The organism is Pseudomonas sp. S36, from assembly GCF_016647875.1.
In the GTDB taxonomy this organism is placed as follows: Bacteria; Pseudomonadota; Gammaproteobacteria; order Pseudomonadales; family Pseudomonadaceae; genus Aquipseudomonas; species Aquipseudomonas parafulva.
On the sequence record NZ_JACVVG010000015.1, the window covers coordinates 90,384 to 110,172 of the forward strand.

Genomic DNA, 19,789 nt, shown 5'->3' on the forward strand with positions numbered 1-19,789 from the left:
GGTCACCGGCGGTCGGAAGATTGCTCCCCTTCCACCGGGATCACACCAGCAGTGCTTACCAGGAGGCCTTGACCAGACCCGGTACGTCACCACGCATTGCAGCTTGACGCAGCATGTTACGGCCCAGGCCGAACTTACGGTATACACCGTGAGGACGACCGGTCAGGCGGCAACGGTTGCGCAGGCGGGCAGCGCTGGCATCACGCGGTTGCTTCTGCAGCGCGACAACGGCAGCGAAACGCTCTTCAGGAGAAGCGTTCAGGTTGACGATGGTCGCTTTCAGCTCGGCACGCTTTTTAGCGTACTTGGCTACCGTGAGCTGACGCTTCAGCTCGCGGTTTTTCATGCTCTTCTTGGCCATTTTCCTACTCCAATCAGTTGCGGAACGGGAACTTGAAAGCACGCAGCAGAGCGCGGCCTTCGTCGTCCGAACGAGCAGTGGTGGTCAGGGTGATGTCCAAACCGCGCAGAGCATCGATCTTGTCGTAATCGATTTCCGGGAAGATGATCTGCTCTTTCACGCCCATGCTGTAGTTGCCACGGCCATCGAAGGACTTGGCATTCAGGCCGCGGAAGTCGCGAACCCGAGGCAGGGAGATCGCCAGCAGGCGGTCCAGGAATTCGTACATCTTGTCGCTACGCAGGGTCACCTTGACACCGATCGGCCAGCCTTCGCGGACTTTGAAGCCAGCGATGGATTTACGAGCGAAGGTCACAACCGGCTTTTGACCGGTGATCTTTTCCAGGTCGGCAACAGCGTGCTCGATGACTTTCTTGTCACCGATGGCTTCGCCCAGACCCATGTTCAGGGTGATTTTGGTAACGCGCGGAACTTCCATCACGTTCGACAGCTTAAGTTCTTCCTTAAGCTTAGGAGCGATTTCGTTCCGGTAAATCTCTTTCAGTCGTGCCATGGTCTTCTACCTAGCAGTGTTCAAGCATCAACCGCTTTTTGGGTCGACTTGAAGACACGAATTTTCTTACCGTCTTCTACTTTGAAACCAACGCGGTCAGCCTTGTTGGTTTCACCGTTGAAGATGGCAACGTTGGAAGCGTGCAGAGGCGCTTCTTTCTCGACGATACCGCCCTGAACGCCCGCCATCGGGTTAGGCTTGGTATGACGCTTGACCAGGTTCACGCCACCGATGACCAGACGGTCGTCAGCGAGAACCTTCAGCACCTTACCGCGCTTACCTTTGTCTTTGCCGGCGATCACGATGATCTCGTCGTCACGACGAATCTTTTGCATGTCGGATCTCCTTACAGCACTTCAGGGGCGAGCGAGACGATCTTCATGAACTTCTCGGTACGAAGTTCACGGGTCACTGGCCCGAAGATGCGAGTGCCGATCGGCTCTTGCTTGTTGTTCAGCAGAACAGCAGCGTTGCCGTCGAAACGAATGATGGAACCGTCGGCGCGACGAACACCGTGACGGGTGCGCACAACAACAGCGGTCATCACTTGGCCTTTTTTGACCTTACCGCGCGGAATCGCTTCCTTGACGGTAACTTTGATGATGTCACCGATGCCGGCGTAACGACGGTGCGAACCGCCGAGCACCTTGATGCACATGACGCGACGAGCGCCGCTGTTATCGGCCACATCGAGCATGGATTGAGTCTGAATCATAAAATTTCTCCGACCCCTAGCCCTTAGACTTCAACAGCGCGTTCGAGGACTTCAACCAGTGCCCAGGACTTGGTCTTGGCCAGCGGACGGGTTTCGGTAATGGAAACCTTGTCGCCGATTTTGCACTGGTTGGTTTCGTCGTGCGCGTGCAGCTTAGTCGAACGCTTAACGTATTTACCGTAGATCGGGTGCTTGACGCGACGCTCGATCAGAACGGTGATGGTCTTGTCCATTTTGTCGCTGACGACACGGCCAGTCAGCGTACGGACGGTTTTTTCAGCTTCAGCCATGATCACTTACCTGCCTGCTGGTTGAGCACAGTTTTCACGCGAGCGATGTCACGCTTAACTTGCGAGAGCAGGTGCGACTGCCCCAACTGGCCAGTTGCTTTCTGCATGCGCAGATTGAACTGGTCGCGCAGCAAGCCGAGCAGTTGCTCGTTCAGCTGCTGTGCCGATTTTTCACGAAGTTCATTCGCTTTCATCACATCACCGTCCGCTTAACAAAGGAGGTGGCGAGAGGCAGCTTTGCAGCAGCCAGGGCGAAAGCTTCGCGCGCCAGCTCTTCAGAAACACCCTCGATCTCGTACAGGACTTTACCTGGCTGGATCTGGGCAACCCAGTACTCCACGGAACCCTTACCTTTACCCATACGAACCTCAAGAGGCTTTTTGGAGATCGGCTTGTCCGGGAACACACGGATCCAGATCTTGCCGCCACGTTTTACGTGACGGGTCAGCGCACGACGTGCGGACTCGATCTGGCGAGCGGTGAGGCGACCGCGAGCAACAGCTTTCAGGGCGAATTCGCCGAAGCTGACTTTGCTACCGCGCAGTGCCAGACCACGGTTGTGGCCAGTCATCTGCTTGCGGAATTTTGTACGCTTTGGTTGCAACATTTGGCGTACCCCTTACTTAGCAGCTTTTTTACGAGGCGCTGGTGCTTGTGGTTTCAGTTCTTCTTGGCGACCACCAATTACTTCGCCTTTGAAGATCCAAACCTTCACACCGATCACACCGTAAGTGGTGTGAGCTTCGTAGGTGTTGTAGTCGATATCGGCACGCAGGGTGTGCAGAGGCACACGACCTTCGCGATACCACTCGGTACGAGCAATCTCAGCGCCGCCGAGACGACCGCTCACCTGGATCTTGATGCCCTTGGCACCAATACGCATGGCGTTCTGCACGGCGCGCTTCATGGCGCGACGGAACATTACGCGGCGTTCCAGCTGCTGAGCTACGCTTTGCGCAACCAGCATGGCGTCGAGTTCCGGCTTGCGGATCTCTTCGATGTTGATGTGCACAGGCACACCCATCTGCTTGGTCAGGTCCTGACGCAGCTTCTCGACATCCTCACCCTTCTTGCCGATAACGATACCGGGACGAGCGGTGTGGATGGTGATGCGTGCAGTTTGAGCCGGACGATGAATATCGATACGGCTTACGGACGCGCTTTTTAGTTTGTCGTGGAGGTACTCACGCGTTTTCAGATCCTTCAACAGGTAATCTGCGTAAGTAGCACCGTCTGCGTACCAGACGGAGGTGTGCTCCTTGACGATTCCCAGGCGAATGCCAGTGGGATGTACTTTCTGACCCATCTGATCGACTCCGTTACTTGTCCGCAACCTTGACAGTGATATGGCAAGACCGCTTGACGATGCGATCAGCACGGCCTTTGGCACGTGGCATGATGCGCTTCAGCGAACGCCCTTCGTTGACGAAAACGGTGGAGACCTTCAGGTCATCAACGTCTGCGCCTTCGTTGTGTTCGGCGTTGGCTACGGCCGACTCGAGGACTTTCTTCATGATTTCAGCGGCTTTTTTGCTGCTGAAGGCCAACAGGTTGAGCGCTTCGCCCACCTTCTTCCCGCGGATCTGGTCGGCGACCAAGCGGGCTTTCTGGGCGGAGATGCGAGCGCCCGACAACTTAGCGGCTACTTCCATTTCCTTACCCCTTAACGCTTGGCTTTCTTGTCAGCCACGTGCCCGCGGTAGGTGCGGGTACCGGCGAACTCGCCCAGTTTGTGGCCGACCATGTCTTCGTTCACCAGAACGGGGACGTGTTGACGACCGTTGTGTACGGCGATGGTCAGACCGACCATTTGTGGCAGGATCATCGAACGGCGCGACCAGGTTTTAACTGGCTTGCGATCGTTCTTCTCCACCGCCACTTCGATCTTCTTCAAGAGGTGAAGATCGATAAAAGGACCTTTTTTCAGAGAACGTGGCACTGTCGTATCCCTCTAGTTACTTGCGACGACGGACGATCATATTGTCGGTACGCTTATTACCACGGGTTTTAGCACCCTTGGTTGGGAAGCCCCATGGCGATACCGGATGACGACCACCGGAGGTACGACCTTCACCACCACCATGTGGGTGGTCAACCGGGTTCATGGCAACACCACGAACGGTTGGGCGAACGCCGCGCCAGCGTTTGGCACCAGCTTTACCCAGCGAACGCAGGCTGTGCTCGGAGTTCGAGACTTCGCCCAGGGTCGCACGGCACTCAGCCAGGACTTTACGCATTTCACCAGAGCGCAGACGCAGGGTCACGTAGACACCTTCGCGAGCGATCAGCTGAGCCGAGGCACCAGCGGAACGAGCGATCTGTGCACCTTTACCCGGCTTCAGTTCGATGCCGTGAATGGTGCTACCTACTGGAATGTTGCGCAGCTGCAGGGAGTTACCGGCCTTGATTGGGGCCAGTGCACCTGCGATCAGCTGGTCGCCAGCGCTCACGCCTTTAGGGGCGATGATGTAGCGACGCTCACCGTCTGCGTAGCACAGCAGGGCGATGTGAGCAGTACGGTTTGGATCGTATTCGATACGCTCGACAGTGGCGGGGATGCCATCTTTGTCGTTGCGACGGAAGTCGACCAGACGGTAATGCTGCTTATGACCACCACCTACGTGACGCGTGGTAATACGGCCATTGTTGTTACGACCACCAGACTTCGATTTCTTCTCGAGCAGCGGTGCGTGAGGAGCGCCTTTGTGCAGCTCCTTGTTGACCACCTTGACCACGAAACGGCGGCCAGGGGAAGTCGGTTTGCATTTAACGATTGCCATGATGCACCCCTTCCTTACTCAGCACTGCTGCTGAAATCGAGATCTTGGCCTGGCTGAAGGGAGACGATCGCCTTCTTCCAGTCATTACGCTTGCCCAGACCACGTGCGGTACGCTTGGTTTTACCCAGAACGTTAACAGTCGACACGTTTTCAACTTTTACGTTGAACAGGCCTTCGACAGCTTTCTTGATTTCCAGCTTGGTTGCATCGGTAGCAACCTTGAATACGAACTGGCCTTTCTTCTCAGCCAGAACGGTAGCCTTCTCGGAAACGTGCGGGCCAAGGAGGACTTTAAATACGCGTTCCTGGTTCATCCCAGCAGCTCCTCGAATTTCTTCACGGCCGAGACAGTGATCAACACTTTCTCGTATGCGATCAGACTGACCGGGTCGGAACCTTGTACGTCACGTACATCGACGTGCGGCAGGTTACGAGCAGCCAGGTACAGGTTCTGATCAACAGCGTCGGAAACGATCAACACATCGCTCAGACCCATGCCGTTCAGCTTGTTCAGCAGATCTTTGGTTTTCGGCGCTTCAACAGCGAAGTCCTGAACCACGACCAGACGGTCGCTACGCACCAGCTCAGCGAGGATGGAACGCAGGGCAGCGCGATACATCTTCTTGTTGAGCTTCTGCGAGTGATCTTGAGGGCGAGCTGCGAAGGTGACACCACCGCCACGCCAGATCGGACCACGAGTGGTACCAGCACGAGCACGGCCAGTACCCTTCTGACGCCATGGGCGCTTACCGCCACCAGCCACGTCGGAACGGGTCTTTTGCTGCTTGGTGCCCTGACGGCCGCCGGCCATGTAGGCCACGACTGCTTGGTGTACCAGCGTCTCGTTGAATTCGCCACCGAAAGTCAGTTCGGAAACTTCGATCGCCTGAGCGTCATTTACATTAAGTTGCATGTCAGTTTCCCCTTAACCGCGAGCCTTGACAGCTGGACGTACAACCACGTCGCCGCCAGTAGCGCCTGGAACGGCACCTTTGACGAGCAGCAGGTTGCGCTCAGCGTCTACGCGAACAACTTCCAGGGACTGCACAGTCACGCGCTCGGCGCCCATGTGACCGGACATTTTCTTGCCCTTGAACACACGACCAGGAGTCTGGCACTGGCCGATGGAACCTGGGACACGGTGCGACACGGAGTTACCGTGGGTGTTGTCCTGGCCACGGAAGTTCCAGCGCTTGATGGTACCGGCGAAGCCTTTACCTTTGGACTGACCAGTAACGTCTACCAGCTGGCCTGCAGCGAAGAGTTCAGCTTTGATCAGATCGCCAGCCTGGAAATCGCCTTCTTCAAGACGGAACTCCCAAACACCGCGACCAGCGGCAACGTTGGCCTTGGCGAAGTGGCCTGCCTGAGCGGCAGTCACACGCGAAGCACGACGCTCGCCGACAGTGACTTGCACTGCACGGTAGCCATCGGTTTCTTCAGTTTTGAACTGGGTGACACGATTCGGCTCGATCTCGATGACCGTGACCGGAATGGAGACACCTTCTTCGGTGAAAATGCGGGTCATACCGCACTTGCGACCGATTACACCAATAGTCATGTTGTAAACCTCATGAGTGTACGGGGCTTTCACCCGCTATGGCCGCCCATTTCAGAGCGTTACACGACTAGACCGAAGTCTTAGCCGAGGCTGATCTGTACTTCCACACCTGCCGCCAGATCAAGCTTCATCAGCGCATCAACGGTTTTATCCGTTGGCTGGACGATGTCCAGAACACGCTTATGAGTGCGAATCTCGTACTGGTCACGCGCGTCTTTGTTGACGTGCGGAGAGACCAGAACGGTGAAACGCTCTTTGCGGGTAGGCAGTGGAATTGGACCACGCACTTGTGCACCAGTACGTTTCGCGGTTTCCACGATTTCCTGGGTGGATTGGTCGATCAGGCGATGGTCGAAAGCCTTCAACCTGATTCGGATTTGCTGATTTTGCATTGGATTTCAGACTCCAGGCTGTTCCCAACGGACGCACTACGCCCGCTAAAAGGAGGCGTGATTCTATAGACGCCCCCAATTAGTGTCAACCCAATAAAAAAAACCCCCGCTGAGCGGGGGTTTTTTCAATCGGTCGAGTGATTACTCGATGATTTTGGCCACAACGCCGGCGCCGACGGTACGACCGCCTTCACGGATAGCGAAGCGCAGACCGTCTTCCATTGCGATGGTTTTGATCAGGGTAACAGTCATCTGAATGTTGTCACCTGGCATTACCATTTCAACGCCTTCCGGCAGTTCGCAGTTACCGGTCACGTCAGTGGTACGGAAGTAGAACTGAGGACGGTAGCCTTTGAAGAACGGCGTGTGACGGCCGCCTTCTTCCTTCGACAGGACGTAGACTTCTGCGGTGAACTTGGTGTGCGGCTTGACCGAACCTGGCTTGACCAGAACCTGGCCACGCTCAACGTCGTCACGCTTGGTACCACGCAGCAGAACGCCGCAGTTCTCGCCAGCACGGCCTTCGTCCAGCAGCTTGCGGAACATCTCAACACCGGTGCAGGTGGTGGTGGTGGTGTCACGCAGACCAACGATTTCCAGCGGATCCTGAACGCGGACGATACCACGCTCGATACGGCCAGTTACAACGGTACCACGGCCCGAGATCGAGAATACGTCTTCGATCGGCATCAGGAATGGCTGGTCGATGGCACGAACGGGCTCAGGAATGTAGCTGTCCAGAGTTTCTACCAGCTTCTTGACAGCGGTAGTGCCCATTTCGTTGTCGTCTTTGCCTTCCAGCGCCATACGAGCCGAACCGATGATGATCGGGGTGTCGTCGCCTGGGAAGTCGTAGGTGGACAGCAGGTCGCGAACTTCCATCTCGACCAGTTCCAGCAGCTCAGCGTCGTCTACCAGGTCAGCCTTGTTCAGGAAGACCACGATGTACGGAACGCCAACCTGACGGGACAGCAGGATGTGCTCACGGGTTTGTGGCATCGGACCATCGGCGGCCGAGCAAACCAGGATCGCGCCGTCCATCTGGGCAGCACCGGTGATCATGTTCTTCACGTAGTCAGCGTGACCTGGGCAGTCAACGTGAGCGTAGTGACGAATGGTCGAGTTGTACTCAACGTGAGCGGTGTTGATGGTGATACCGCGCGCTTTTTCTTCTGGAGCCGAGTCGATCTTGTCGAACTCAACGACTGCCGAACCGAAGACTTCGGAGCAGACGCGAGTCAGAGCTGCGGTCAGAGTGGTCTTACCGTGGTCAACGTGGCCGATAGTGCCGACGTTAACGTGGGGAAGGGAACGATCAAATTTTTCTTTAGCCACGACAGTGAACCTCTTGCCTAAAGGGGATTAGCCTTGTTTTTTAACGAGTGCTTCGACGATGTTCGACGGAGCTTCGGCGTATTTGGAGAATTCCATGGAGTAGCTTGCGCGACCCTGAGACATGGAACGAACGTCGGTCGCGTAACCGAACATCTCTCCGAGCGGAACTTCAGCGCGGACGACGCGGCCGGAGACCGATTCATCCATACCCTGTACCAGACCACGACGACGGTTCAGGTCACCCATCACGTCACCCAGGTAGTCTTCCGGGGTTACAACTTCGACTTTCATGATCGGCTCGAGAACCACGCCACCGCCCTTCTGGGCCAGTTGCTTGGTTGCCATCGAAGCAGCGATTTTGAACGCCATTTCGTTGGAGTCGACGTCGTGGTACGAACCGTCGAATACCGTGGCCTTGAGGCCGATCAGAGGATAACCGGCAACAACGCCGTTTTTCATCTGCTCTTCGATACCCTTCTGGATCGGGGCAATGAATTCCTTAGGAATTACACCACCCACGACTTCGTTCTTGAATTCCAGACCTTCGGTGATGTTGCCTTTCGCATCAACTTCCGGCTCCGAGAAACGGATCCAGCAGTGACCGAACTGACCACGACCACCCGACTGACGAACGAATTTGCCTTCGATCTCAACGTTGGACTTGGTGATCTTCTCGCGGTACGAAACCTGCGGCTTGCCGATGTTGGCTTCGACGTTGAATTCGCGCTTCATGCGGTCAACGAGGATGTCCAGGTGCAGCTCACCCATACCGGAGATGATGGTCTGGCCAGTCTCTTCGTCGGTCTTGACGCGGAACGACGGGTCTTCCTGGGCCAGCTTGCCCAGTGCGATGCCCATCTTCTCCTGGTCAGCCTTGGTTTTTGGCTCTACGGAGAGCGAAATAACCGGCTCAGGGAAGTCCATACGCTCGAGAATGATTGGCTTGTCGGCGTTGCACAGGGTTTCGCCCGTGGTCACGTCTTTCATGCCGATCAGAGCCGCGATGTCACCAGCGCGAACTTCTTTGATCTCTTCACGCTGGTTGGCGTGCATCTGCACCATACGGCCAACGCGCTCTTTCTTGCCTTTGACCGAGTTGATGACCGAGTCACCGGAGGTCAGAACGCCCGAGTAAACGCGAACGAAGGTCAGCGTACCCACGAACGGGTCAGTCGCGATCTTGAACGCCAGGGCCGAGAACGGCTCGTCGTCGTCAGCGTGACGCTCGTCCTTGCGGACAGCCGGGTCTTCTTTGTCCAGGTCCTTGTCGTCCGGGTTGATACCCTGAATTGCAGGGATCTCGGTCGGAGCAGGCAGGAACTCGATGACGGCGTCGAGAACCAGGGGAACACCCTTGTTCTTGAACGACGAACCGCAGACAGCCGGAACGATTTCGCTGGCCAGGGTGCGCGCGCGCAGGCCTGCCTTGATCTCTTCGACGGTCAGCTCACCTTCTTCAAGGTACTTGTTCATCAGTTCTTCGTTGGCTTCGGCGGCGGCTTCAACCATGTTGTTGCGCCACTCTTCAGCCAGCTCCAGCATATCGGCAGGAATCTCTTCCTCGCGATAGGTGGTGCCTTTGTCGTCTTCGTTCCAGTAGATAGCCTTCATCTTGATCAGGTCGACCTGACCCTGGAAGTTATCTTCCGAACCGATAGCCAGCTGGATCGGAACCGGGGTGTGACCCAGGCGGTTCTTGATCTGGCCTACGACGCGCAGGAAGTTGGCACCGGCACGGTCCATCTTGTTCACGTAGACGATACGTGGAACACCGTATTTGTTGGCCTGACGCCATACGGTTTCGGACTGCGGCTCAACGCCGGAGGTACCGCAGAACACGACGACCGCGCCGTCGAGTACGCGCAGCGAACGTTCTACTTCAATGGTGAAGTCAACGTGGCCGGGGGTATCGATGACGTTAACGCGGTAGTTGTCATACTGACCAACAGAACCTTTCCAGAAGGTGGTAACGGCAGCGGAGGTAATGGTAATACCCCGCTCCTGCTCCTGCACCATCCAGTCGGTGGTCGCGGCGCCGTCGTGCACCTCGCCCATTTTGTGGCTCAAACCTGTGTAGAACAGGATCCGCTCGGTAGTGGTAGTTTTGCCCGCGTCAACGTGGGCGCAAATACCAATGTTGCGGTAGCGGTTAATTGCTGTAGTACGAGCCATAAAGCCCTCGCAAAATGATTGATGCTTGAATTAGAAGCGGTAGTGCGAGAACGCTTTGTTGGCCTCGGCCATACGGTGCACGTCTTCACGCTTCTTGACTGCAGCACCCTTGCCTTCAGCAGCATCCAGCAGCTCGCCGGCCAGGCGCAGAGCCATCGACTTCTCGCCGCGCTTGCGGGCGTAGTCTACGAGCCAGCGCATTGCCAGAGCGTTACGACGGGAGGGACGAACTTCAACCGGAACCTGGTAAGTAGCACCGCCGACACGACGGGACTTAACTTCGACCAGCGGAGCGATGGCGTCGAGAGCTTTCTCGAAGATTTCCAGGGGGTCGCTGTTCTTGCGCGCTTTGACAGTATCCAGGGCACCGTAAACGATGCGCTCGGCTACGGCCTTCTTGCCGCTTTCCATCACGTGGTTCATGAACTTGGCAAGAATCTGAGATCCGTACTTAGGATCGTCGAGAATCTCACGTTTTGCTGCTACACGACGTCTTGGCATGATAAGCCCTCAAACGGTCTTCAGGTTAGCCCGGGACGTGGGTCTGCGACCCCTGCCCGACCTTACTCTTATCGACTCAAAAAAATGGATGTCTGCAAACGGCCGATTACTTCGGACGCTTGGTACCGTACTTCGAACGACCCTGGTTACGGCCTTTAACGCCCGAAGTATCCAGAGAGCCGCGAACGGTGTGGTAACGAACACCTGGCAAGTCTTTTACACGGCCGCCACGGATCAGGACGACGCTGTGCTCTTGCAGGTTGTGGCCTTCACCACCGATGTACGAGGAAACCTCGAAACCGTTGGTCAGACGCACACGGCATACTTTACGCAGTGCCGAGTTAGGTTTTTTCGGCGTGGTGGTGTACACACGGGTGCACACGCCACGACGTTGCGGGCAGTTCTGCAGCGCAGGAACGTCGGACTTTTCGACCGAACGCTTACGCGGCTGACGTACCAGCTGGTTGATAGTTGCCATCTACTAGCTCCACTGATTGTCTTGCGACGCTATTGTCTTGCAAGAAAGCCAAAAATTGGCGAGACGGAGCCTCACCAAATTTAAGGGTACAAAAGTCTAAAGAGGATCTTGCACCCAGTCAAGACGAAGCCCCGGCCCTCCTCGCCCGATCATCGGCAACATTTCATGTCAGCGATGATCGTTCGAGGCTGCCGGGGCCCTGCCCTGTACTCAGTTACCGCTGGAGTTCAGTGCTTCGGTCAGTGCGGCTTCAACCTCACTGGCGCTCACACGCAGCGGCTTGTCTGCTTCACGGCGACGCTTGCGCTCGCTGTGGTAGGCCAGACCGGTACCGGCCGGGATCAGACGACCCACGACCACGTTCTCTTTCAGGCCGCGCAGGTAATCGCGCTTGCCGGTTACCGCCGCTTCGGTCAGCACGCGGGTGGTTTCCTGGAAGGAAGCCGCGGAGATGAACGACTCGGTCGACAGCGACGCCTTGGTGATACCCAGCAGCACACGGGTGAACTTGGAGACGAACTTGTCGTCGCCAGCCAGGCGCTCGTTCTCTACCAGCACCTGAGTCAGTTCCATCTGGTCGCCCTTGATGAAGCTGGAATCGCCCGACTCGGAGATCTCGACCTTGCGCAGCATCTGACGCAGGATGGTCTCGATGTGCTTGTCGTTGATCTTCACGCCCTGCAGACGGTAAACGTCCTGGATCTCGTTGACGATGTACTTCGCCAACGCGCTCACACCCAGCAGACGCAGGATGTCGTGCGGATCGCTCGGGCCGTCGGAGATGACTTCGCCGCGGTTTACCTGTTCGCCTTCGAAGACGTTCAGGTGGCGCCACTTCGGAATCAGCTCTTCGTACGGATCGCTGCCGTCGGTCGGGGTAATGACCAGGCGACGCTTGCCCTTGGTCTCTTTACCGAACGCGATGGTGCCACTGACTTCAGCCAGAATCGAGGCTTCTTTCGGACGGCGCGCTTCGAACAGGTCGGCAACGCGCGGCAGACCACCGGTGATGTCACGGGTCTTGGACGTTTCTTGCGGGATACGCGCAATAACATCACCCACACCGATCTGCGCACCGTCAGCAACACCCACCAAGGCGTTGGCAGGCAGGAAGTACTGCGCCGGTACGTCAGTACCTGGCAGGTACAGATCCTTGCCGTTGACATCTACCATCTTGATCGCCGGACGAATTTCCTTGCCAGCGGCAGGGCGATCCTTGACGTCCAGGACCTCGATGTTGGTCAGGCCGGTCAGCTCGTCGGTCTGGCGCTTGATGGTGATGTTTTCTTCCATGCCCACGAAGGTCACGGTACCTTTGAGCTCGGTCACGATCGGGTGGGTGTGCGGGTCCCACTTGGCGACGATTGCGCCAGCTTCGACCTTGTCACCTTCCTTGACGGAAATTACCGCACCGTAAGGCAGCTTGTAACGCTCACGCTCACGGCCGAACTCATCGGCAATCGCCAGTTCGCCCGAACGGGATACGGCAACCAGGTTACCGTCAGCGCGCTCGACCTGCTTCAGGTTGTGCAGACGAACCATACCGCCGTTCTTCACCTGGACGCTGTCGGCAGCCGAGGTACGGCTTGCAGCACCACCGATGTGGAACGTACGCATGGTCAGCTGGGTACCCGGCTCACCGATCGACTGTGCAGCGATAACGCCGACAGCTTCACCGATGTTCACCTGGTGACCGCGAGCCAGGTCACGGCCGTAGCACTTGGCGCAGATGCCGTAGCGGGTTTCGCAGTTGATCGGCGAACGCACGATCACTTCGTCGATGCTGTTCAGCTCGATGAACTCGACCCACTGCTCGTCGACCAGCGTACCGGCCGGCACGATTACATCCTCGGTGCCTGGCTTGAACACGTCACGGGCAATGACACGGCCCAGTACACGCTCACCCAGCGGCTCTACAACGTCGCCACCTTCGATGTGCGGCGTCATCACCAGGCCTTGGTCGGTACCGCAATCGATCTCCGTTACCACCAGGTCCTGCGCAACGTCTACCAGACGACGGGTCAGGTAACCCGAGTTCGCGGTCTTCAGTGCGGTATCCGCCAGACCTTTACGAGCACCGTGCGTCGAGATGAAGTACTGAAGTACGCTCAGGCCTTCACGGAAGTTCGCGGTGATTGGCGTCTCGATGATGGAGCCGTCAGGCTTGGCCATCAGGCCACGCATACCGGCCAGCTGACGGATCTGGGCAGCGGAACCCCGCGCACCGGAGTCAGCCATCATGTACATGGAGTTGAAGGACTCCTGATCGACTTCGTTGCCCTCGCGGTCGATGACCTTCTCTTTCGAGAGGTTGGCCATCATCGCCTTGGACACTTCGTCGTTCGCCTTGGACCACAAGTCGATGACCTTGTTGTACTTCTCGCCCTGGGTTACCAGGCCGGACGCATACTGGCTCTCGATCTCTTTCACTTCATCGGTAGCGTTACCGATGATGCGGGCTTTCTCATCCGGGATGACAAAGTCGTTCACACCGATGGAAACACCGGAGATGGTCGAATAAGCGAAACCGGTGTACATCAGCTGGTCAGCGAAGATGACGGTCTCTTTCAGACCCACCACGCGGTAGCACTGGTTGATCAGCTTGGAGATCGCCTTTTTCTTCATCGGCTGGTTGACCACGTCGTACGGCAGGCCTGCCGGAACAACCTGGAACAACAGCGCACGGCCGACGGTGGTATCGACGATACGGGTATTCTTGGTCACGCTGCCATCGCGGTCTTTCACGGTTTCGTTGATACGAACCTTGATTTTCGCGTGCAGGGCGGCCTCGCCGGCGCGGAATACGCGGTCGACTTCCTGCAGGTCGGCAAATACGCGCCCTTCGCCCTTGGCGTTGATGGCTTCACGGGTCATGTAATACAGACCCAGTACAACGTCCTGCGACGGAACGATGATTGGCTCACCGTTGGCTGGCGACAGAATGTTGTTGGTCGACATCATCAGCGCGCGCGCTTCGAGCTGGGCTTCCAGGGTCAGCGGCACGTGAACGGCCATCTGGTCACCGTCGAAGTCGGCGTTGTACGCCGCACACACCAGCGGGTGCAGCTGAATGGCCTTGCCTTCGATCAGAACCGGCTCGAACGCCTGAATACCCAGACGGTGCAGGGTGGGTGCACGGTTGAGCAGTACGGGGTGTTCGCGGATGACCTCGGCGAGTACGTCCCAAACCTCGGGCAGCTCGCGCTCGACCATCTTCTTGGCAGCCTTGATGGTGGTCGCCAGGCCGCGCATTTCGAGCTTGCCGAAAATGAACGGCTTGAACAGCTCGAGGGCCATCTTCTTCGGCAGACCGCACTGGTGCAGACGCAGGGTCGGGCCTACGGTAATTACCGAACGGCCAGAGTAGTCCACGCGCTTGCCGAGCAAGTTCTGACGGAAGCGACCTTGCTTACCTTTGATCATGTCAGCCAGGGACTTCAGCGGACGCTTGTTCGAGCCAGTGATGGCGCGACCGCGACGGCCGTTGTCCAGCAGGGCGTCGACCGCTTCCTGCAGCATGCGCTTTTCGTTGCGCACGATGATGTCCGGTGCCGACAGATCCAGCAGGCGCTTCAGACGGTTGTTACGGTTGATCACCCGACGATACAGGTCGTTCAGGTCGGAGGTCGCGAAGCGGCCGCCATCCAGCGGTACCAGCGGACGCAGGTCCGGCGGCAATACTGGCAGGACGGTCAGAACCATCCACTCAGGCAGGTTGCCCGAGCCCTGGAAAGCTTCCATCAGCTTCAGGCGCTTGGACAGCTTCTTGATCTTGGTTTCCGAGTTGGTCTGCGGAATTTCTTCACGCAGGCGGCCAATCTCGTGCTCCAGGTCGATCGCGTGCAGCAGCTCGCGGACAGCCTCGGCACCCATGCGGGCGTCGAAGTCGTCACCGAACTCTTCCAGCGCTTCGAAGTACTGCTCGTCGTTCAGCAGCTGACCTTTTTCAAGGGTGGTCATGCCCGGGTCGATAACGACGTAGCTCTCGAAGTAGAGAACGCGCTCGATATCACGCAGGGTCATGTCCATCAGCAGGCCGATACGGGACGGCAGCGACTTCAGGAACCAGATGTGGGCAACCGGCGAGGCCAGTTCGATGTGCGCCATGCGCTCACGACGAACCTTGGCCAGGGCAACTTCAACGCCGCACTTCTCGCAGATGACGCCGCGGTGCTTGAGGCGCTTGTACTTGCCGCACAGGCACTCGTAGTCCTTGACTGGGCCAAAGATCTTGGCGCAGAACAGGCCGTCACGCTCGGGTTTGAACGTACGGTAGTTGATGGTTTCCGGCTTCTTAACTTCACCGAACGACCACGAACGGATCATTTCAGGCGACGCCAGACCGATGCGGATGGCGTCGAACTCTTCGACTTGACCCTGGTTTTTCAGCAGATTCAGTAGGTCTTTCAAGGCCTTTCCTCCTGGCGGAGCAGGGAGCGGGCATTACCTGCCCCACTCCCCTTCGCGTCACGTGTTATTCGGTTTCCAGATCGATATCGATACCGAGCGAACGGATCTCTTTGATCAACACGTTGAAGGACTCGGGCATGCCCGGCTCCATACGGTGATCGCCATCCACGATGTTCTTGTACATCTTGGTACGGCCGTTCACGTCGTCCGACTTCACTGTGAGCATTTCTTGCAGGGTGTATGCCGCGCCGTATGCTTCCAGCGCCCACACTTCCATCTCCCCGAAACGCTGACCACCGAACTGCGCCTTACCACCCAGCGGCTGCTGGGTAACCAGGCTGTAGGAACCAGTGGAACGCGCGTGCATCTTGTCGTCCACCAAGTGGTTCAGCTTAAGCATGTACATGTAACCAACGGTCACAGGACGCTCGAACTTGTTGCCGGTACGGCCATCGAACAGCACCATCTGGCCGCTCTCTGGCAGGTCGGCCAGTTTCAGCATGGCCTTGATCTCGCGCTCTTTGGCACCATCGAAGACCGGGGTAGCCATTGGCACACCTTTCTTCAGGTTATGGGCCAGGGCCAGGATCTCTTCGTCAGTGAACTCGTCGAGGTTTTCCTGACGACCACCGATCTCGTTGTAGACCTCGGTCAGGAACACGCGCAGCTCTGCAGCCTTGCGTTGCTCTTCGATCATGCGGTCGATCTTCTCGCCCAGGCCTTTGGCTGCGAGGCCCAGGTGGGTTTCAAGGATCTGACCGACGTTCATACGCGAAGGTACGCCCAGCGGGTTGAGCACGACGTCTACCGGCGTACCGTTGGCATCGTGAGGCATGTCTTCAACCGGCATGATAACCGAGACAACACCTTTGTTACCGTGACGGCCCGCCATCTTGTCACCCGGCTGGATGCGACGGCGGATAGCCAGGTAGACCTTGACGATCTTCAGTACGCCCGGTGCCAGGTCATCGCCCTGCTGCAGCTTGCGCTTCTTGTCTTCGAACTTGTCGTCCAGCAGACGGCGACGGTCGACGATGTACTGCTGAGCCTTTTCCAGCTGCTCGTTCAGTGCATCCTCAGCCATGCGCAGTTTGAACCACTGGCCGTGCTCCAGGCCGTCCAGCACCTCGTCGGAAACCACGGTGCCTTTCTTCAGGCCCGCACCACCGTCGACCACCTGGCCGTTCAGAGCAGAGCGCAGACGTTCGAAGGTAGCGCCTTCAACGATGCGGAACTCTTCGTTGAGGTCCTTGCGGATCTCGTCCAGCTGCATCTTCTCGATGGCCAGGGCGCGGCTGTCGCGCTCGACGCCATCACGGGTGAAGACCTGTACGTCGATGACAGTACCCTTGGTGCCGGTTGGCACGCGCAGGGAGGTGTCCTTAACGTCGCTGGCCTTCTCACCGAAGATTGCGCGCAGGAGTTTTTCTTCCGGCGTCAGCTGGGTTTCGCCTTTTGGCGTTACCTTGCCGACCAGGATGTCACCGGCGCCGACTTCAGCACCCACGTAGACAATACCGGCTTCGTCCAGTTTGTTCAGTGCAGCTTCACCCACGTTCGGGATGTCCGCAGTGATTTCTTCTGGACCAAGCTTGGTGTCACGGGCCACACAGGTCAGTTCCTGAATGTGGATGGTGGTGAAGCGATCTTCCTGGACCACACGCTCGGACAGGCAGATGGAGTCTTCGAAGTTGAAGCCGTTCCACGCCATGAACGCGATGCGCATGTTCTGGCCCAGTGCCAGTTCACCCATGTCGGTGGACGGGCCGTCAGCCATGATGTCGCCGCGCTGAACCTTGTCACCCTTGCTCACCAGCGGACGCTGGTTGATGCAGGTGTTCTGGTTCGAACGGGTGTACTTGGTCAGGTTGTAGATATCTACACCTGCTTCGCCGGTTTCCACTTCGTCATCGGCCACGCGAACCACGACACGGCTGGCGTCGACCGAGTCGATCACACCACCACGGCGAGCAACCACGCAGACACCGGAGTCACGGGCAACGTTGCGCTCCATGCCAGTACCTACCAGCGGCTTGTCAGCGCGCAGTGTCGGTACAGCCTGACGCTGCATGTTCGAGCCCATCAACGCACGGTTGGCGTCGTCGTGCTCGAGGAACGGAATCAGCGACGCTGCGACAGAAACAACCTGCTTCGGCGAAACGTCCATCAGGGTGACGTCTTCCGGCGCCTTGACGGTGAATTCGTTCAGGTGACGGACCGCTACCAGTTCGTCGATCAGCTGCTTCTTGTCGTTCATCGCGGCCGAAGCCTGGGCGATCACGTGATCAGCCTCTTCGATGGCGGACAGGAACACGATGTCGTCGCTGACCACCCCTTCCTTCACCACGCGATACGGGCTTTCGAGGAAGCCGTACTGGTTGGTGCGGGCATAGGCTGCCAGGGAGTTGATCAGACCGATGTTCGGACCTTCAGGGGTCTCGATCGGGCACACGCGACCGTAGTGGGTCGGGTGTACGTCACGGACTTCGAAGCCGGCACGCTCACGGGTCAGACCGCCCGGGCCGAGTGCAGAGACACGGCGCTTGTGGGTGATCTCGGACAGCGGGTTGTTCTGGTCCATGAACTGCGAGAGCTGGCTGGAGCCGAAGAACTCTTTCACCGCCGCCGCAACCGGCTTGGCGTTGATCAGGTCCTGCGGCATCAAGCCTTCGCTTTCGGCCATCGACAGACGTTCCTTGACCGCGCGCTCTACACGCACCAGGCCTACACGGAACTGGTTCTCGGCCATCTCGCCGACGCAACGTACACGACGGTTACCCAGGTGGTCGATGTCGTCGACGATACCTTTGCCGTTACGGATATCGACCAGGGTCTTCAGAACCTCGACGATGTCTTCCTTGCTCAGCACACCCGAACCTTCGATTTCGGTGCGACCGATACGACGGTTGAACTTCATGCGACCTACAGCGGACAGGTCGTAGCGCTCGGCGCTGAAGAACAGGTTGTTGAACAGGGTCTCGGCAGCATCCTTGGTCGGCGGCTCGCCGGGACGCATCATGCGGTAGATCTCTACCAGCGCTTCCAGCTGGTTGCTGGTGGTGTCGATCTTCAGCGTGTCGGAGATGAACGGACCACAGTCGATGTCGTTGGTGTACAGGGTCTCGATACGGACGACCTGTGCCTTCGCGACCTTGATCAGCAGATCGGTGGTCAACTCGGTGTTGCATTCGGCCAGGATTTCGCCGGTAGCCGGGTGCACAATGGCCTTGGCGGTGGTGCGGCCCAGGACGTATTCCATAGGAACGTCCAGCTGCTTCACGCCAGCCTTTTCGATCTGGTTGATGTGGCGCGCAGTGATACGGCGGCCTTGCTCAACGATGACCTTGCCGCTTTCGTCATGGATGTCCATGACCGCGACTTCACCACGCAGACGCTGCGGCACCAGTTCCAGGCTGAGTTTCTCGCCGGAAATGTGGAACACGTTGGTGGTGTAGAAGGTATTGAGCACTTCTTCAGTGCTGTAACCCAGCGCACGCAACAGCACCGAGGCCGGCAGTTTGCGGCGACGGTCGATACGCACGAATACGCAGTCCTTCGGGTCGAACTCGAAGTCCAGCCAGGAACCGCGGTAAGGGATGATGCGAGCGGAGTACAGCAGCTTGCCCGAGCTGTGAGTCTTGCCACGGTCGTGGTCGAAGAACACACCAGGCGAACGGTGCAGCTGGGAAACGATCACACGCTCGGTACCGTTGATTACAAAGGTACCGTTCTCAGTCATCAGGGGGATTTCACCCATGTAGACTTCTTGCTCTTTGATGTCCTTGATCGCTTTGTTCGACGATTCCTTGTCGAAGATGATCAGGCGCACCTTGACCCGCAGTGGGACCGCGAAGGTCACGCCACGCAGGACACATTCCTTCACATCGAAGGCGGGTTCGCCCAGGCGATAGCCTACGTACTCCAAGGCAGCATTGCCGGAGTAGCTGATGATCGGAAATACCGATTTGAAGGCCGCGTGCAGGCCGACGTCGCGGAAGTTATCCTTGGATGCTCCCGCTTGCAGGAATTCGCGATACGAATCCAGCTGGATGGCCAGGAGGTAAGGCACATCCATAACGTCCGGCAACTTGCTAAAGTCCTTGCGGATACGTTTTTTCTCAGTGTATGAGTAAGCCATCAGCGTTCCCCAGCTTGGTCACCTGCTTGTTTGGCTTCTCCCGGCGGGAGCAGCCAGAAAATCGTGCAAACCCCTTGGTTTGCGCCACCCACATGGGTGTTTT

Annotated in this window: 21 protein-coding genes; all 21 read right to left on the reverse strand. The window is 57.6% G+C overall.

Features of this window, described 5'->3' with window-relative positions; genetic code table 11:
• Positions 1–55 precede the first annotated feature (55 nt).
• Positions 56–361: a 30S ribosomal protein S14 gene (rpsN, locus tag IAE36_RS11185; protein ID WP_009397499.1), complete on the reverse strand. Its 306-nt coding sequence runs from the start codon at positions 359–361 to the stop codon at positions 56–58.
• Between the two features lie 13 nt (positions 362–374).
• Positions 375–914, reverse strand: coding sequence for a 50S ribosomal protein L5 (gene rplE, locus IAE36_RS11190; protein ID WP_003255474.1), 540 nt, complete (start codon positions 912–914; stop codon positions 375–377).
• Between the two features lie 20 nt (positions 915–934).
• Positions 935–1,249 (reverse strand): 50S ribosomal protein L24, encoded by a 315-nt coding sequence (gene rplX, locus IAE36_RS11195; RefSeq protein WP_003255476.1) that lies wholly within the window; start codon positions 1,247–1,249, stop codon positions 935–937.
• Between the two features lie 11 nt (positions 1,250–1,260).
• Positions 1,261–1,629 carry a 50S ribosomal protein L14 gene (gene rplN, locus IAE36_RS11200; protein WP_002555479.1) on the reverse strand — a complete coding sequence of 123 codons (369 nt, stop codon included), beginning with the start codon at positions 1,627–1,629 and terminating at the stop codon, positions 1,261–1,263.
• 23 nt (positions 1,630–1,652) lie between these two features.
• A complete protein-coding gene (rpsQ, locus tag IAE36_RS11205; RefSeq protein ID WP_023534981.1) occupies positions 1,653–1,919 on the reverse strand; it encodes a 30S ribosomal protein S17 in 267 nt (88 codons plus the stop codon).
• A gap of 2 nt (positions 1,920–1,921) precedes the next feature.
• Entirely contained in the window at positions 1,922–2,113 is a 192-nt protein-coding gene (gene rpmC, locus IAE36_RS11210) for a 50S ribosomal protein L29 (protein ID WP_002555481.1), read from the reverse strand.
• Positions 2,113–2,526 (reverse strand): 50S ribosomal protein L16, encoded by a 414-nt coding sequence (gene rplP / locus IAE36_RS11215; protein ID WP_003255479.1) that lies wholly within the window; start codon positions 2,524–2,526, stop codon positions 2,113–2,115. Before rplP ends, rpmC begins: the two co-directional genes overlap by 1 nt.
• A gap of 12 nt (positions 2,527–2,538) precedes the next feature.
• Positions 2,539–3,225: a 30S ribosomal protein S3 gene (rpsC, locus tag IAE36_RS11220; RefSeq protein ID WP_023535026.1), complete on the reverse strand. Its 687-nt coding sequence runs from the start codon at positions 3,223–3,225 to the stop codon at positions 2,539–2,541.
• 13 nt (positions 3,226–3,238) lie between these two features.
• Complete coding sequence (gene rplV, locus IAE36_RS11225; RefSeq protein WP_003103908.1) at positions 3,239–3,571, reverse strand: 50S ribosomal protein L22; 333 nt, start codon at positions 3,569–3,571, stop codon at positions 3,239–3,241.
• An 11-nt stretch (positions 3,572–3,582) separates the two neighbouring features.
• Complete coding sequence (gene rpsS / locus IAE36_RS11230) at positions 3,583–3,858, reverse strand: 30S ribosomal protein S19 (protein ID WP_010486981.1); 276 nt, start codon at positions 3,856–3,858, stop codon at positions 3,583–3,585.
• Positions 3,859–3,874: 16 nt separating this feature from the next.
• The gene (rplB, locus tag IAE36_RS11235) at positions 3,875–4,699 is read right to left on the reverse strand and encodes a 50S ribosomal protein L2 (protein WP_027915105.1); all 825 of its coding nucleotides are present in this window, start codon (positions 4,697–4,699) and stop codon (positions 3,875–3,877) included.
• A 14-nt stretch (positions 4,700–4,713) separates the two neighbouring features.
• Complete coding sequence (rplW, locus tag IAE36_RS11240; protein ID WP_003255484.1) at positions 4,714–5,013, reverse strand: 50S ribosomal protein L23; 300 nt, start codon at positions 5,011–5,013, stop codon at positions 4,714–4,716.
• Positions 5,010–5,612, reverse strand: coding sequence for a 50S ribosomal protein L4 (rplD, locus tag IAE36_RS11245; protein WP_003255485.1), 603 nt, complete (start codon positions 5,610–5,612; stop codon positions 5,010–5,012). Before rplD ends, rplW begins: the two co-directional genes overlap by 4 nt.
• Before the next feature lie 12 nt (positions 5,613–5,624).
• Entirely contained in the window at positions 5,625–6,260 is a 636-nt protein-coding gene (gene rplC, locus IAE36_RS11250) for a 50S ribosomal protein L3 (protein ID WP_028633080.1), read from the reverse strand.
• Between the two features lie 80 nt (positions 6,261–6,340).
• Complete coding sequence (rpsJ, locus tag IAE36_RS11255; RefSeq protein ID WP_003186070.1) at positions 6,341–6,652, reverse strand: 30S ribosomal protein S10; 312 nt, start codon at positions 6,650–6,652, stop codon at positions 6,341–6,343.
• A 141-nt stretch (positions 6,653–6,793) separates the two neighbouring features.
• Positions 6,794–7,987, reverse strand: coding sequence for an elongation factor Tu (tuf, locus tag IAE36_RS11260; protein ID WP_038411791.1), 1,194 nt, complete (start codon positions 7,985–7,987; stop codon positions 6,794–6,796).
• Between the two features lie 27 nt (positions 7,988–8,014).
• On the reverse strand, positions 8,015–10,159 hold the full coding sequence (fusA, locus tag IAE36_RS11265; protein ID WP_028633702.1) for an elongation factor G: 2,145 nt from the start codon (positions 10,157–10,159) through the stop codon (positions 8,015–8,017).
• A gap of 30 nt (positions 10,160–10,189) precedes the next feature.
• A complete protein-coding gene (gene rpsG / locus IAE36_RS11270; RefSeq protein WP_003246741.1) occupies positions 10,190–10,660 on the reverse strand; it encodes a 30S ribosomal protein S7 in 471 nt (156 codons plus the stop codon).
• A gap of 106 nt (positions 10,661–10,766) precedes the next feature.
• On the reverse strand, positions 10,767–11,138 hold the full coding sequence (rpsL, locus tag IAE36_RS11275) for a 30S ribosomal protein S12 (RefSeq protein ID WP_003255492.1): 372 nt from the start codon (positions 11,136–11,138) through the stop codon (positions 10,767–10,769).
• 210 nt (positions 11,139–11,348) lie between these two features.
• Positions 11,349–15,548: a DNA-directed RNA polymerase subunit beta' gene (rpoC, locus tag IAE36_RS11280; RefSeq protein WP_201212417.1), complete on the reverse strand. Its 4,200-nt coding sequence runs from the start codon at positions 15,546–15,548 to the stop codon at positions 11,349–11,351.
• A gap of 64 nt (positions 15,549–15,612) precedes the next feature.
• Positions 15,613–19,686: a DNA-directed RNA polymerase subunit beta gene (rpoB, locus tag IAE36_RS11285; protein ID WP_028633700.1), complete on the reverse strand. Its 4,074-nt coding sequence runs from the start codon at positions 19,684–19,686 to the stop codon at positions 15,613–15,615.
• Positions 19,687–19,789 lie beyond the last annotated feature (103 nt).

Coding starts and splice junctions, on each gene's coding strand:
- rpmC (WP_002555481.1), bottom strand. CDS start 2,113: ATGAAAGCGAATGAACTTCGTGAAAAATCGGCACAGCAGCTGAACGAG.
- rpsL (WP_003255492.1), bottom strand. CDS start 11,138: ATGGCAACTATCAACCAGCTGGTACGTCAGCCGCGTAAGCGTTCGGTC.
- rpsC (WP_023535026.1), bottom strand. CDS start 3,225: ATGGGTCAGAAAGTACATCCCACTGGCATTCGCCTGGGAATCGTCAAG.
- rpsN (WP_009397499.1), bottom strand. CDS start 361: ATGGCCAAGAAGAGCATGAAAAACCGCGAGCTGAAGCGTCAGCTCACG.
- rplB (WP_027915105.1), bottom strand. CDS start 4,699: ATGGCAATCGTTAAATGCAAACCGACTTCCCCTGGCCGCCGTTTCGTG.
- rpsJ (WP_003186070.1), bottom strand. CDS start 6,652: ATGCAAAATCAGCAAATCCGAATCAGGTTGAAGGCTTTCGACCATCGC.
- rplE (WP_003255474.1), bottom strand. CDS start 914: ATGGCACGACTGAAAGAGATTTACCGGAACGAAATCGCTCCTAAGCTT.
- rplX (WP_003255476.1), bottom strand. CDS start 1,249: ATGCAAAAGATTCGTCGTGACGACGAGATCATCGTGATCGCCGGCAAA.
- rplV (WP_003103908.1), bottom strand. CDS start 3,571: ATGGAAGTAGCCGCTAAGTTGTCGGGCGCTCGCATCTCCGCCCAGAAA.
- rplC (WP_028633080.1), bottom strand. CDS start 6,260: ATGACTATTGGTGTAATCGGTCGCAAGTGCGGTATGACCCGCATTTTC.
- rpsG (WP_003246741.1), bottom strand. CDS start 10,660: ATGCCAAGACGTCGTGTAGCAGCAAAACGTGAGATTCTCGACGATCCT.
- rplW (WP_003255484.1), bottom strand. CDS start 5,013: ATGAACCAGGAACGCGTATTTAAAGTCCTCCTTGGCCCGCACGTTTCC.
- rplD (WP_003255485.1), bottom strand. CDS start 5,612: ATGCAACTTAATGTAAATGACGCTCAGGCGATCGAAGTTTCCGAACTG.
- rpsQ (WP_023534981.1), bottom strand. CDS start 1,919: ATGGCTGAAGCTGAAAAAACCGTCCGTACGCTGACTGGCCGTGTCGTC.
- rplN (WP_002555479.1), bottom strand. CDS start 1,629: ATGATTCAGACTCAATCCATGCTCGATGTGGCCGATAACAGCGGCGCT.
- rplP (WP_003255479.1), bottom strand. CDS start 2,526: ATGTTGCAACCAAAGCGTACAAAATTCCGCAAGCAGATGACTGGCCAC.
- rpoB (WP_028633700.1), bottom strand. CDS start 19,686: ATGGCTTACTCATACACTGAGAAAAAACGTATCCGCAAGGACTTTAGC.
- fusA (WP_028633702.1), bottom strand. CDS start 10,159: ATGGCTCGTACTACAGCAATTAACCGCTACCGCAACATTGGTATTTGC.